Annotated in this window: 9 protein-coding genes and 1 pseudogene; 6 read left to right on the forward strand and 4 right to left on the reverse strand. The window is 45.1% G+C overall.

Going from position 1 to position 14,986, the window contains the following annotated elements:
* Window positions 1-364: 364 nt before the first annotated feature.
* Together OQJ86_RS24785 and OQJ86_RS24790 are read right to left on the reverse strand one after the other, a co-directional pair.
* Window positions 365-787, reverse strand: coding sequence for a hypothetical protein (locus OQJ86_RS24785; protein ID WP_038872828.1), 423 nt, complete (start codon window positions 785-787; stop codon window positions 365-367).
* A gap of 174 nt (window positions 788-961) precedes the next feature.
* The gene (locus tag OQJ86_RS24790) at window positions 962-1,834 is read right to left on the reverse strand and encodes a TraB/GumN family protein (RefSeq protein WP_038879805.1); all 873 of its coding nucleotides are present in this window, start codon (window positions 1,832-1,834) and stop codon (window positions 962-964) included.
* Window positions 1,835-2,292: 458 nt separating this feature from the next.
* On the opposite strand from OQJ86_RS24790, the gene OQJ86_RS24795 reads away from it, so the two are divergent.
* Together OQJ86_RS24795 and OQJ86_RS24800 are read left to right on the forward strand one after the other, a co-directional pair.
* A complete protein-coding gene (locus OQJ86_RS24795; RefSeq protein WP_265991797.1) occupies window positions 2,293-4,944 on the forward strand; it encodes a beta-N-acetylhexosaminidase in 2,652 nt (883 codons plus the stop codon).
* Between the two features lie 449 nt (window positions 4,945-5,393).
* Window positions 5,394-6,086, forward strand: a complete 693-nt coding sequence (locus OQJ86_RS24800; RefSeq protein ID WP_038872835.1) for an oligogalacturonate-specific porin KdgM family protein — start codon at window positions 5,394-5,396, stop codon at window positions 6,084-6,086.
* 66 nt (window positions 6,087-6,152) lie between these two features.
* On the opposite strand, the pseudogene OQJ86_RS24805 reads toward OQJ86_RS24800, so the two are convergent.
* Both OQJ86_RS24805 and OQJ86_RS24810 read right to left on the reverse strand, forming a co-directional pair.
* Window positions 6,153-6,602: pseudogene (locus OQJ86_RS24805) on the reverse strand (DUF411 domain-containing protein).
* A gap of 24 nt (window positions 6,603-6,626) precedes the next feature.
* Complete coding sequence (locus OQJ86_RS24810; RefSeq protein ID WP_265991799.1) at window positions 6,627-9,323, reverse strand: heavy metal translocating P-type ATPase; 2,697 nt, start codon at window positions 9,321-9,323, stop codon at window positions 6,627-6,629.
* 473 nt (window positions 9,324-9,796) lie between these two features.
* On the opposite strand from OQJ86_RS24810, the gene chiP reads away from it, so the two are divergent.
* From chiP to OQJ86_RS24830, 4 genes are all read left to right on the forward strand, one after another.
* On the forward strand, window positions 9,797-10,918 hold the full coding sequence (gene chiP / locus OQJ86_RS24815; RefSeq protein WP_038872845.1) for a chitoporin: 1,122 nt from the start codon (window positions 9,797-9,799) through the stop codon (window positions 10,916-10,918).
* Window positions 10,919-11,041: 123 nt separating this feature from the next.
* The gene (locus OQJ86_RS24820; protein WP_038872848.1) at window positions 11,042-11,638 is read left to right on the forward strand and encodes a DUF2057 domain-containing protein; all 597 of its coding nucleotides are present in this window, start codon (window positions 11,042-11,044) and stop codon (window positions 11,636-11,638) included.
* 226 nt (window positions 11,639-11,864) lie between these two features.
* Complete coding sequence (gltX, locus tag OQJ86_RS24825) at window positions 11,865-13,292, forward strand: glutamate--tRNA ligase (protein WP_020196224.1); 1,428 nt, start codon at window positions 11,865-11,867, stop codon at window positions 13,290-13,292.
* A gap of 605 nt (window positions 13,293-13,897) precedes the next feature.
* Entirely contained in the window at window positions 13,898-14,854 is a 957-nt protein-coding gene (locus tag OQJ86_RS24830; protein WP_038872851.1) for an OmpA family protein, read from the forward strand.
* The last annotated feature ends 132 nt before the right edge of the window (window positions 14,855-14,986 follow it).

Genomic DNA, 14,986 nt, shown 5'->3' on the forward strand with positions numbered 1-14,986 from the left:
TAAACTACAAACCATCCTTGAAGGCTACGAACTCGCAATGTCTCTTGATCACTAGACTTGTGATCAAGAGACAGGCTCAATGAGCAGGCTTTCGTCGTTTCGGTGGTCGCAAATTTGGCTTTGATAGCAGCGAACCAAATGGGGTTCGCCTGAAGTTAGAATATGGCTCTTCACCGACTTATTTTAGAAAAGCCGCAACAGAAATGTTGCGGCTTTTTACGTTTACGGTTTTTTTGAATCGGGAGCGCTTCGCTTTAGGAATTGAGAGGTGTTCGCTAGAGGGCTAATGAAGTGCACTCGGCTTTGAAAGTTGTTGATGGAACTTGTTCCTAGAAAGACAAAACAAAGTCGCTTCCCATTCCCGCTATTTCACATCACAACTAATATCTTTAATTGGTGTTTCGGATGTGGTGAAACAGACATAAACCGTTTGTGGATTGTTTGGTCCTACCTTGATGTAGCCAGCTTGAAGTTCATCTTCATCAAACGTCACAGAGTGTGATTTCCCTGTTTTGCCATCGAAGTATTCGGCTTCAAAATTCTGATTGATTAGATGTGCGACGCGATTGCGAGTATGGGCAGTAGAAAAAGTAATGTTCGCACAGCGCATCATAGGTTTTTGGGTAATTAAGAACTGACCACTTTCTTTATCGAATACACCACCTTTAGTTTCTGGGGCGATATCGACGGGCTGGAATTCTTCAATCGTGCAAGATGGCTTGGCATTCGCTAACGAAGGTAAAAGTAGTGCGCTGGCTAGACATAATAATGAGGCTTTGAACGTCATAAGGCTCTTATCAAATTTGAGATTGTGTACAGGTTGAGTCGATAGTATCGGATAGATTGCTGGATTTGTCAGCGAAGCGTAAGTGTAGACTCAACAGCGTGGGTGCGGTGTAAGAGGATGTAAGTGCCCCGTCAATCAGGGCACTGATGTTCGTAGTGTAAATATTGTGCCCGTTTAGATGTCACAATCTGCTTTGCTAGTATTGCCCAGAGCTTCGATGTTAAAGCCGCGTTTTCTGAGTAAATCGATCAAGTTATCTTTACCAACTAAGTGCAAGCTACCGACCACAATGGTGTATTGACCTGCTTTCTTTGGCAGTACACTGCCTGAATCTAGCTTTTCAGCCCAATCATGGTTGCGCTCATACAGGAAAGCCTCATTAAATGCATCGGTAGACTCTGCGCTTTTAGACGCATCTTCTAGAGAGTTACCATCTCCAGTCTTCCAACTGTCGATCAAGCACTGTACCAAAGCCTCACCACCGTCATATTCTTCGATAGAAGAGAGCAGTAATTCTTTCCCGCCATCTTCTTGTCCAGCAATTAAGTCCAACTGAAATTGTACCGTTTCGAGTGGAATCACTGGCACATTTTGCTTATCAGCAAGCGTCATTAAGTGCATGTCGACACCTTGGTCTGAGGCATAGCCTAACTTATTCACTAGCAAGAGCTGAATCGTCAATGCCGCCGACCAAGGTGGTGCATCGAGTAGTTGTTCTTCCGGTAATCCAAGATCTTTTGCGATGTCAGCCAAGTGCTGACGTTGTTGTTTATCGAGGATGTCTTTCGCAAGTAGTTTTGTTTTTGGAAATGCAGCCCCTTCGGTATTTCTGATATCCGCTTCGATGATCAAACCGTCACTGTTGTTGAGGAACTGAGTCACGGCTTTCGGTAAAGGGTACATGCTTTTGTCGCCCACATGGACAGAACCAATAATCATGTATTCGGTGTCTCCTTTTTGTACCAACCAGTGTTGTGGCTCTGCTTGTGCGGAGTAGGAGGTGAAAAAAACAATCAAAGATGACATGACAGACAAGAGTCGAAACATATTTTGCTCCTAGAATTCAATATGCACCTTATCTATAACATGGTTCGGCAAAATCGTCATTTCTAAAAATATTGACGAGTTTTGACGGCATGGAAATGAGATCTAATTCACGAAAGCACTTCAATTGAGTTTGTTGTTAATGGATTACTAAATAACCAATAGTGATCAAAATCCTATAAAACCCGTCTAAACCCATCGATATTCGTGATTGAGATCGCAACAAACTCGTCAAAAAAAGTTGTTCGTTTTTGACGTTTTAATTAAGTGATTGAAATATATGTGTTTATATTTTCTTAAGTAATGCTGAATTTGACCTGGATCACTTCTTAGTTTCATTAATTTTACGCTTAGAAATAACTGCTTGTATGTTGAATGCAACTGTTAAGCGCCTCGCATTTAGGTGCTCACCATTTTTGATAAATGTCGTTTTGAACCACTGACTTTTTGGGGAAAGTAAGATGTTGAAACATAGTCTGATTGCTGCTTCTGTTATTGCTACATTGGCAGGTTGCTCTTCACTACAGAATTCTGAGCAACAAGTTGTAAACTCATTGGCTGACAACCTTGATATTCAATATGAAGTGTTGACTAACCACGGCGCTAACGAGGGTCTTGCATGTCAGGATATGGGCGCAGAGTGGGCGTCTTGTAACAAAGTCAACATGACACTGGTTAACCAAGGCGAAGCGGTTGACTCTCAAGATTGGGCTATCTACTTCCACAGCATCCGTCTGATTCTGGATGTCGACAACGAACAATTCAAAATCTCTCGTGTAACGGGCGACCTACACAAACTAGAACCAACAGACAAATTTGATGGCTTTGCGGCAGGTGAAGAAGTGGTTCTTCCTCTTGTTGCTGAATACTGGCAGTTATTTGAAACTGACTTCATGCCGGGTGCATTTGTTGCAGCGCCAAACGCAGAGGCTAAGATGATCGCGTCGCTTAATACAGAAGACGTTAATTCTTTCGTTACTGGCCTTGAAGGCAACAACCTAAAACGTACGCCTGATGACAACAACATCATGGCAAGTGCGGTATCTCGTTTTGAAAAGAACGAAGATCTAGCAAAACAAGATGTATCAACTACGTTGCTACCAACGCCAATGCATGTGAAAGCAGGCAAAGGCACAGTAGACATCGCAGGTGGTATTGCGCTGCCGAAAGGCGCATTTGATGCGGCTCAATACGCAGCAATTCAAGATCGTGCAGAAGTGGTAGGTGTGGATGTTCGTGGTGATGTTCCTGTTAGCATCACGCTAGTTCCTGCAAACTTCACCGGTGAATTAGCAAAATCTGGTGCTTACGATATGAGCATCAACGGCAACGGTATTGTTATTAAAGCGTTCGACCAAGCTGGCGCGTTTTACGCAGTACAATCTATCTTTGGCCTGATAGATAGCCAAAATGCTGATTCTCTACCACAACTGTCAATTCAAGATGCACCTCGCTTTGATTACCGTGGTGTGATGGTGGATGTGGCTCGTAACTTCCACTCTAAAGACGCAATTCTTGCAACGCTAGACCAAATGGCAGCGTACAAGATGAACAAACTACACCTTCACTTAACGGATGATGAAGGCTGGCGTTTAGAAATCCCGGGTCTGCCTGAGCTGACAGAAGTGGGTGCTAACCGTTGTTTCGATTTGGAAGAGAAAAGCTGTTTACTGCCTCAGCTTGGCTCAGGTGCAACGACAGACAACTTTGGTTCTGGCTTCTTCAGCAAAGCAGACTACGTGGACATCTTGAAGTACGCGAAAGCGCGTAACATCGAAGTGATTCCTGAAATCGATATGCCTGCGCACGCTCGTGCAGCTGTGGTATCAATGGAAGCTCGTTACGACCGTCTAATGGAAGAAGGTAAAGAAGCAGAAGCAAACGAGTACCGCCTGATGGATCCTCAAGATACATCGAACGTAACGACGGTTCAGTTCTACAACAAGCAAAGCTTCATCAACCCATGTATGGAATCTTCAACTCGCTTTGTTGATAAAGTGATTTCAGAAGTAGCGGCAATGCACCAAGAAGCGGGCGCACCGTTATCAACATGGCACTTTGGTGGTGACGAAGCGAAGAACATCAAGCTAGGCGCTGGTTTCCAAGATGTGAACGCTGAAGACAAAGTAAGCTGGAAGGGTACGATTGACCTGTCTAAACAAGACAAGCCATTTGCACAATCTCCACAATGTCAGACGCTAATTGCAGACGGTACGGTAAGCGACTTTGCTCATCTACCAAGCCACTTTGCAGAAGAAGTGTCTAAGATTGTGGCTGAGAAGGGCATCCCTAACTTCCAAGCTTGGCAAGATGGTCTTAAGTACAGTGAAGGCGAGAAAGCGTTCGCAACAGAAAATACTCGCGTAAACTTCTGGGACGTTCTTTACTGGGGTGGCACGTCATCAGTGTATGAGTGGTCTAAGAAAGGTTACGACGTGATTGTTTCTAACCCTGACTACGTTTACATGGACATGCCATACGAAGTTGACCCGAAAGAGCGTGGTTACTACTGGGCTACACGTGCAACAGATACTCGTAAGATGTTTGGCTTTGCACCAGAGAACATGCCTCAAAACGCAGAAACGTCTGTAGATCGCGATGGTAATGGCTTTACTGGTAAAGGTGAAATCGAAGCGAAACCTTTCTACGGTCTATCAGCACAGCTTTGGTCTGAGACAGTACGTAATGACGAGCAATACGAGTACATGGTATTCCCTCGCGTACTAGCAGCCGCTGAGCGTGCATGGCACCGTGCTGATTGGGAAAACGACTACAAAGTGGGTGTTGAATACTCGCAAAACTCTAATCTAGTAGACAAAGCTGCGCTAAACCAAGACTACAACCGCTTTGCGAACGTACTTGGCCAACGTGAACTGGCTAAGCTAGAGAAATCTGGTATCGACTACCGCCTACCTGTACCAGGTGCGAAAGTAGAAGATGGCAAGCTAGCAATGAACGTTCAGTTCCCTGGTGTGAAGCTTCAATACTCTCTAGACGGCAAGAACTGGCTAACTTACGCAGACAATGCTCGTCCAAATGTGAAAGGTGAAGTGTTTATCCGCTCTGTATCTGCTACGGGTGAGAAAACAAGCCGCGTGACTAGCGTGAAGTAATTCTGCTAATCATTCACTGAAATCATTGTTCCTTACTCAAAGCCCTCAACTTATGTTGAGGGCTTTATTTATTTTTCTACGGAAAATAAGCGTGATCAATGTCTAATTATTTTTTACTGATAATTAAGTTCGTAATTTAGAAAGAAAAGAAGAGTGTGATCTCGATGCTTATTTTGTGCCAAATTTGAGAGCCTAATTAGCTTCAGGTCACACTTTATTTTTTTGACGAATTTTCAGGTTTTATATCAAGTGACTGTATTTAATAAACTTTATTGGGTTTCGAAAATGTTGATTTGAATTGGATCACTGTTTTAAACGATTTATTTTTCAATGCGAATTAATTTGCGCAGTATTGCTGTCGCCAGGGAGGCACATCCCAATGTTTGCGATGAAGGGCAGTGATAGCCGGACATCTCATCGCATAACGTGAACAAATAAAGGCAGTAATTATGAAAAACGTTTTAGCACTAAGTGCACTTTCTCTTGTTTTCGCTTCAAGCGCTTTCGCAGACTCATCTTACGTAACGGGTAATATTCAATTTCACGATGATGGTCGAATTCACGGTTCGGACATGACATCAACGCTAGAAGCTGGCCACACTTTCGATAACCAATTCGGCGGTTTCACGGTTTACACTGAGTTTGATGGCATCCAACTTGGTAAGTTAGAAACTGAAAACGGCGGCGCAGGTAACACAACACCAGCTATCACTGTGGGTGGTGAGCAAGCATTTAACATCACTGATCACCTATGGGTTGCAGCAGGTTACCAGCATCTATTCTCTGCTGGGGAGAGCATTCAATACCGCCCGCTAGTTAAAATCGGCTACAACTTCGATAACGGTATCTCTCTAAGCAACCGTACTCGTGCACACATCGATGCAACAGACGCAGACGCGAAAACAGATTACCGCATGGATAACCGCATTGGTTACGCGATGAACGAAGACGTGACCTTCAGCTACAACAACGTTTACATGATTGATGCTGAAACCATGGACCACGAGTTACGTGCAACATGGACTCGTAAGGGCGTTCAACCTTACTTTGAGTTCCGTAGCCAAGCACACGGTGCAGAGAATGCATCAGGTGATAGCCTAGTAAACAACGCATTTGTATTCGGCGCATCTTACGGCTTCTAATTAAAAAGTTTGTCTTAACTGTCCATTAAGAAAAAGCCCAGCGGTTTGTCTCGCTGGGCTTTATTTTTATTGCTCGTTACCTTTGTGGTAACGGTATTCGTATACTTGGCCTTTCTCGTTGTAGGCGTAAACAGCGTAGCTGTCTTTCTTATCGCCGTATTCCATGCCTGGTGAGCCCATTGGCATACCCGGTACAGTCAGGCCTTTTGCATTTCGAGGCGGGTTTTCTAAGAAGGCTTTAATGTCGGCGGCAGGAATATGACCTTCAAATACGTAGCCATCGATCTCCGCGGTGTGGCAAGAGTAAAGCTGTTCGTTCTTGATGCCCAAATCGCGTTTGATCGCATTCATGTCATCATGCAGCTTTTCTTCCACAGTAAAGCCGTTCTCTTCCATGTGTTTTGTCCATTAGCCACAGCAGCCACAGTATGGCGATTTGTGGTTGATGACATCAGCGGCTAATACGTTCGCCGATGTGACAGCAAGCATTGTAAAGGTCAATAGTTTCAACTTCATAATATCCTCGAGAAGAAGTGTCGCTTACTTAATGGTAAACAGTCGTAGTCGATTTGCATTACTGACGACCGTGATTGAAGACAGTGCCATCGCTGCACCAGCAACGACAGGACTGAGCAAAAATCCAAACGCTGGGTAAAGTACGCCTGCGGCGATAGGAATACCCAACGAGTTATAAATAAAGGCGCCGAACAAGTTTTGTTTCATGTTCTTAAGTGTTGCGCGAGAGAGTTCAATCGCATGCACAACGGCCATTGGTGATGTATTGAGAATGGTCATTTGTGAGCTTTCGATTGCCACGTCACTGCCACTTCCCATTGCGACACCAAGATCCGCCAGTGCAAGGGCTGGTGCGTCATTGATGCCATCACCGATCATCGCAACCGTCCGGCCTTGAGATTGCAGCAATTCAATGTGTTGTGCTTTCTCATCTGGCATCACTTGAGCGATGACTTCATCAATGCCGAGTTCTTTGCCGATGGCATTGGCTACGTGTTGGTTGTCGCCTGTGAGCATGACGGTTTTTATGCCCTGCGATTTTAATGCAGACACTGCTTGTTTGGCATCAGATTTAATTGGATCAGCGATGGCAATTAAACCAATCAGTTCGTTGTTCAGAGCCACTGCCACTGGTGTCCAAGCGTTGTTTGCACAATCTTCAATCGCTTGCTTCATTGAGCTGGTATCAATCTGCTCGGTTTGCATGAATTGCAATGAGCCAATGAGTAGCGGTTGTGCTTGGTAGGTCGCAGTAATGCCACGGCCACGAATGTTCTCGAATGCGCTCAACTCAATATTTTCAGTGTTGTTCTTTCTTGCGTAATCACACACGGCTTTTGCCAACGGGTGCTCCGATTGACGTTCTGCCGCGTATGCCAGAACTAGCAAGTGCTCTTGGCTGGTGGCGTGAGTAAACACTTGCTGCACACTCGGTTTACCTTGAGTCAGCGTGCCAGTTTTATCGAATACGACGGTATCGATTTTGCTTGCCAACTGCAGTGCGTCAGCGTCTTTGATCAGAATGCCGAGCTCTGCGGCTTTACCGACACCAACGGTAACCGACAATGGCGTTGCTAAGCCTAGCGCACAAGGGCAGGCGATAATCAGCACTGTGGTCGTTACTACAAGCATGTAGCTGGCTTTAGGTTCTGGACCTACGGCAAACCAAACCAAAGCGGCAAGGATTGCGATGCCGACCACGACCGGTACAAATACCGATGAAATCTGGTCCGCTAATTTGGCAATGGCAGGCTTGCTGCTTTGCGCTGTGCGTACCATGCGAATGATTCGAGCCAGCATGGTGTTCGCGCCGATGCCCGTTGCTTCAATGATTAATCCACCATCTGTGTTCAGTGTACCGGCAGACACTTGTGCATCTTGCGCTTTTAACACTGGTACTGGTTCACCGGTTAGCATCGACTCATCAATGTACGATTCACCCTGTATCACAACGCCATCTACTGGCACTTTCTCGCCCGGTTTGATGCGCAGTTTCATGCCTAGCGTGATTTGCTCAACTGCGATCTGTTGATCACCTTGTTCTGTCATCACCGTCGCTTGTTGAGGTTGTAGGTTAATCAGCGCCTGCAATGAGCGTGTTGTGTTTGCTTTGGCTTTTGCCTCGATATAGTGACCAAGAGAAATTAAGCCGATGATCATTGCGCTCGCTTCAAAGTACACATGGCGTGAAGCAAGAGGGAACCAGTCTGGGAATATCACCACAAGCATCGAATAGAACCACGCCGCCTCGGTACCTAACGCGACTAAGGTGTCCATAGTGGCACGTTTGTGAGTGGCTGCTAACCATGCGTTAGTAAAGAAGTGCTTACCCGCAGTTGCTAGCAGTAAGAGACACAGAATACCAATCGCACCCCAAGCCAACTGGTCGTTCGTGTTGCGAATCACCATGTTGCCGCCAAATACCCCCCACAACATCAGTGGCGCACCGACAACTAAGCCAGCAATAGCATCTAGCTTGAAGCTTTTTTGTTGGGCAAGTTGCTGAGCTGCTTGCTTTTCTTGTTGGGTTGCTGCGTCTTGGAGAATCTCTGCTTGGTAACCGGCTTGTTTTACTGAATCAATAATCGCGTGGTGAAGGGCTTCAGAATCTTGAGTAGCGAACACTAATGCACTTTGCTCAGCAAGGTTTACTTGTGCTTTCTCAATGCCTTCTACGTTAGTAAGTGCTTTCTCTACTGAAGAGACGCAACTCGCACACGTCATGCCTTGAATCAGCATTTGCAGCTGAATACTCGCTGGTGGCACCTGCGCATCTTTAATATTGCTTTGCTTGTCTGCTTGTTCAGTCTCTGGTGAGCTTTCTTCTTCTACTTCAATAGAATCAGGGCTGGCGGTGTAGCCGAGAGTCGCCACAAGATCGATCACTTTCTGCTCTGATAGTAGGGTCGAGATATCGAGTTGGGTTGTCGACGCTTGAAATGCAATGATGTCTTGGTTTGCTTCTAACAAAGAAGAGAGTTTCTTCACACAGCCGCCACAACTTAGTCCAGCTAGGTTGAACTGATATTGATGACCCGCGTGATAACCCAATGTCTCGATGGATTCAACAATAGAAGAAAGAGGGGACTCGGTTTTCAACTCAACCACTGTTGGGGACAAATTGATGATCTCAACACTGTGATTGGCATGTAAAGCTTTCTCAACTTTTCTAGCACAGCCCATGCAGTTAAGCCCTGACATCGGTACAACGAACTGATACATAATTTGTCCTCAAGAATAGTAATGTTCAGAGGATAAACCTTCCTGCAAGGGGAAGGTCAAGCATTTCGACGTGAAACAATTTCGTCAAAATCCCCCTACTTGCACCGTCAATGTACTGATATTGTTGCGAGTTATCTCAAAGTTTTTTCTCTCTGAATATAAAGTTCCGTTAAAACGCCTAAAAGTGACGTGAGGTTGCTCACGAATTTCGAGCTTTTTATATAAAAAGCAAGTGACTCTGGATGCTTTTGACGTTTTTATATTTTTATTTGTCATTTTAAGTTGTTGTTATTAATTGGTTTATATTGTTTTTGATCTTCTCATTTTGAAGTTGCTCAGATTGCCGTGGGGAAAGTTTTTTACTGCGAAAAAAGTTTGTCATATTTGCTCCGTCCAAACACAGATTCAAGTTCCTGCAATGTCCTAGTTAGCGAATTTGAAAATGGAAAAAACTAAAAATATAGGGGTTAAAAATGTCTTACCTAAAGAAAAGCCTACTTGCTACTGCAATCACAGGCATGATGTTCAGTGGTTCAGCTTTTGCTGATGGTGCAAACAGTGATGCAGCGAAAGAGTACCTAACTAAAGACTCTTTCTCATATGAAGTGTACGGTATTATCGCGATGCAGGCCGCGTACCGCGATTACGATTCTGGTAGCAAAGCAACTGACGATGACTTGGGCGGCATGCAGCTAAACAACGAATCACGTATCGGCTTCCGTGGTAAAAAGCAATTCGCTAACTTTGAACCAACGTTCATTTGGCAAATCGAAGGTGGCTACGTAGACCCAAGCTTTGGTGGTGAAGGCGCAGGTCTTGGTGAGCGTGACACATTCGTAGGTTTTGAAAGCGCTTCTTGGGGTCAAGTTCGTCTAGGTCGCGTTCTTACTCCAATGTACGAGTTGGTTGACTGGCCAGCATCTAACCCAGGTCTAGGTGATGTTTACGACTGGGGTGGTGCAATCGGTGGTGCTAAGTACCAAGACCGTCAATCAAACACTATCCGTTGGGATTCTCCAATGTACGCTGACAAGTTCTCTATCGACGCAGCAGTGGGTGCTGGTGATAAAGCGGGTCTAGGTGAAGGTGACGATTACTGGGGCGGCATCGCGGCTCACTACAAGTTAGGTCCACTACAATTGGATGCTGCTTACGAAGGTAACCGTAACATCGAAGGTGAAAGTCAAACTTGGGAAAACAACACGTACCTACTAGGTGTTCAAGGTTGGTTTGACAACGGTATCTCTTTCTTCGCTCAATACAAATACATGGAAGCTGATGCAAGCAACGGTGTAAGCGAGAAGCAAGATGCAATGTCTGCAGGTCTAATGTACACAACAGGTGATTGGCAGTACAAACTGGGTTACGCAGCAAACTTCGACCTAGAACGTGACGGTAAGACAATCGATAACACAGCGGATGATGTACTATCAGCACAGATCATGTACTTCGTAGACCCATCTGCAGTACTTTACGCTCGTGCTCGTACGCTAGACTTCGGTGACGGTGCGTCTCAAGTAGACGATGACACTAAAGCACGTTGGAAGTCAGCTGACTACGACGAGTTCTCTGTAGGTGTTGAATACTACTTCTAATATAGAAGCAGCTAAAAGGGCGGAAACGCCCTTTTTGTATTGATACTTATTCACATAAGTCATTGGAATTACTGGCCTGTTGATTTCAGTGACTTATCTAAATTGGTATAAGACGAGAAAACCATGATGAAAAAAACAACCACACTATTAGGACTTTGCGCACTTATTTCTGCGCCTGCATTTGCTGCTCAACTGACTCTGCAAGCGGAATTGGTTCCTCGCGTTCTCAACAGTGAGTTCGTCTACCCTGAGTGGATCTCTGACAACAACAGCATCAAAGTAGAAGACGGTGCAAACCAACTGGCTGTGAACGTGGGCCAAATTGTTTTTGAAGATGGTAAGCGTCGTAAGTTTGATTCACAGCCTCTTTTACTTGAGTTCGATGCACCGAAAGATGCAGAGCTAACGCTGACATACAATAAGTTCCGCACTATTGAAGAAGCCAAAGCATTTGAAATGGATCCGAAACTGACGCTGAAAGACGTAAGCGGTAAAGATGTTGAGTTTTCAATGGTTCAACTTCGCAAAGGCGGCCTACAAGGGTTCCGCGACTATGAACGTGAAGTGGCTGATTACAACAAAGCAATGAACAAGCAATCGACGAAAGCAAGCATCGCGGCGTCTCCGGCTGTCACTAAGACATTGAAAGAGTCTTTCAGTGATCTAAGCCGTCAAGAGCAACAAGAATTCATGCAGTGGGCGATGCAGAATCTAAAATAATCGGCATTCGTAACTTTCTTTTGCGATAGCTCTTCTGTTGTTCCAAGCGTTTTGTCGCTATAAATAAGAGGGCAGTACCTTAATCGGTGCTGCCCTGTTTGTATTTCTGGCGTTAAACCACACGGAAGGATTGTAGAATCGACCTACGATGGTAAAATGTCGCCACTTTTATCCTTGATATTACAACGAGAGCCCTCTCGTTGCTCATTACCCCTAAGGAACTCTGATGACGGTTAAAACTCGTTTTGCTCCTAGCCCAACTGGCTACCTACACGTTGGTGGTGCGCGTACTGCACTTTACTCTTGGCTATACGCTAAAAACCAAGGTGGTGAATTCGTTCTACGTATCGAAGATACTGACCTTGAGCGTAACTCTCAGGAAGCGGTTGATGCGATCCTAGAAGGCATGGAATGGCTAGGTCTTGAGTGGAACGAAGGTCCTTACTTCCAAACTCAACGTTTTGATCGTTACAACGAGATGGTTGATAAGCTTCTAGAAGAAGACAAAGCATACAAATGTTACGCATCTAAAGAGCTGCTAGACGAAGTTCGCGCAGAGCAAGAAGCAAACAAAGAAATGCCTCGTTACGATGCTAACCATCCAAAAATCAAAGCGGCAAACGAAGCGGCAAAAGATGGCGATCCATGTGTTATCCGTTTCCGTAACCCGAAAGAAGGCAGCGTAGTATTTGATGATCAAATCCGTGGCCGTATCGAAATCAGCAACACACAAATGGATGATCTGATCATCCGTCGTACTGACGGTTCGCCAACGTACAACTTCTGTGTAGTGGTTGATGACTGGGATATGGGCATCACTCACGTAGTGCGCGGTGAAGACCACATCAACAACACGCCTCGTCAGATCAACATCTACGAAGCGCTAGGTGCGCCAGTACCAACATTCGCACACTGTGCAATGATCCTAGGTGATGACGGTGCGAAACTGTCTAAGCGTCACGGCGCTGTATCGGTAATGCAATACCGCGATATGGGTTACCTACCTGCAGCACTAAACAACTACCTAGTGCGTCTTGGTTGGTCTCATGGTGATCAAGAGATCTTCACTCAAGAAGAGATGATCAACCTATTTAGCCTAAACGCAGTATCTAAGTCAGCGTCTGCATTCAACACTGACAAACTGCAATGGTTGAACAACCACTACATCAAAAACTCAGATCCAGCGTACGTTGCAGAGCACCTACAATGGCACCTAGATCAACAAAAACTAGACGTAACAAACGGCCCTGCTATCACTGAAGTGATCAAGCTAGTGGGTGAGCGTTGCAACACGCTAGTTGAGCTAGCTGAGCAAATCCGTTACTTCTACGAAGACTTCGCTGAGTTTGAAGCGGGCGCAGCGAAGAAACACCTACGCGGCGTGGCTAAAGAGCCTTTAGAGCTTGCTCTAGCGAAAGCAGAAGCACTGACTGAGTGGACAACAGCGAACATCAAAGATGGCGTAATCGCAGCTGTATGTGAAGAGCTAGAAATCGGCATGGGCAAAATCGGTATGCCACTACGCGTTGCAGTCACAGGTGGCGGTCAGTCTCCTTCTGTAGACGCAGTAATGGAACTGATTGGCAAAGAACGCTGCGTTGCTCGCATCAAGATGGCGCTTGAGTTCATCGCTGAGCGTGAAGCAAACGCATAATTGCTTGAATAATTAGTCGAAAAGCCGCGGTAAATACCGCGGCTTTTTTGTATCTGCCACCAGGGAAACAGCAAATTTCCTGAAATACCGCCTGAATTACTGAACTTTTTCTCATCAGATTGCTCAAAAGTTGATAAGTTTTACTAATCCAAATATAGCTGTTGTGAATGCTAATTGAGTAGTTTCATGCGAAATATCTCTCTGAAATAAAAACACTATCCTCAAAGTTCCTTAAATATCGTCTCATTTATGAGAAGTTAATTTGCTTTACCTCTACTATTTTGAAATATCGCGCAAACGTTTGCGCTATTGCTGTGGCTCACTTTATGGTACGCCAGATCACACTAAATCATGCTTTTCGATGACACTAAATTGACAGTTTTGGGATTTGTCTCGGGATTTCTTAGGGTTATAGTGCTCGCCGTCAGTGAGGCACGCTTATGCATCATTGAGCAGGAGACATACCCAAGTGACTTTTATGCAAATGAGCGGAAGTTATTTCGGTATCAAACTCAAAGGAACTGAATAAAAGAATTGAAATACAACGTCAGTCAGGCGGCGCATTTCGTTAACGAACAAGAGAACTTCTTTTAGAGGAATCAATAATGAAAAAACTAGCAGCGGTAATTTCAGCTTCTTTACTTATGGCTTCAGCAGCGCACGCAGAAGTATACGTGGGCGGTAAGATGGGTAAGTCTTGGATGGACGACGCTTGTGTAGCTGGTCAAGCTTGTGACAAAGATGGCTCTACTCTAGGTGCTTTTGTTGGTTACGAAATGAATGACTACTTCTCAGTAGAAGCTGGCTTCGACAACCTAGGTGACTTCGACCAAACTTCTTTCGGTGGCCATGTAGAAGCAATTACACTTGCTCCTAAGTTCAGCCTACCAATCACAGAAGACATCGCACTTTACGGTAAAGTGGGTGGTGCTTACCTAATGATGAACGATGGTAAAGACGATTACTCTTACCTAGGTGCAGCTGGTGTTGAATTCAACGTAAGCGAAAACGTAACAGCACGTGCGGAATACCAAACAATCACTGACATCAACAACGATTCTGTGAAAGCAATGGGTAACTCTGCAACGCTAGGTGTTGCATTCAAGTTTGGCGGTAACGACGAAGTTGTTGTTGAAGAAGAGCCAATCGTTGAAGAAGTGGTTGTTGAAGAAGTTGCTCCAGTTGTAGTAACTAAGACTTTTGAAACTCAAACTATCGGTACAGGTAGCTTTGCACTAAACAGCACAACTCTAAAACCAGAGAGCGCTGCAAAACTAGACGAGCTAGTAGCATTCCTAAACGAGTACCCACAAGCGAACGTTGACGTAATTGGTTACACAGACACTTCAGGCCCAGCAGCTTACAACCAAAAAGTTTCTGAGAAACGTGCTGAATCTGTAGCAAACGCGCTAGTAGAAAAAGGTATCGATGCTTCACGTATCCACGCTCGCGGTGAAGGTGAAAACAACCCAATCGCTTCAAACGAGACTCGTGAAGGTCGTGAACAAAACCGTCGCGTAGAAGTTGTTGTTCCTGAGTTTGAATACCAAGTTCAGCAATAAGCTCCTATCTGACCGTTAGAAGCATAAACGCTGAATGCCCCAAAGAGTTCGCTCTTTGGGGCTAATTATATGGTCCGCCTCACTCTCAAGCCCTACGCTTAGAGTAGGCTCTCAGAACGAGGTGAACCATAT

The organism is Vibrio sp. Sgm 5 (genome assembly GCF_026241575.1).
Lineage (GTDB): Bacteria > Pseudomonadota > Gammaproteobacteria > Enterobacterales > Vibrionaceae > Vibrio > Vibrio jasicida.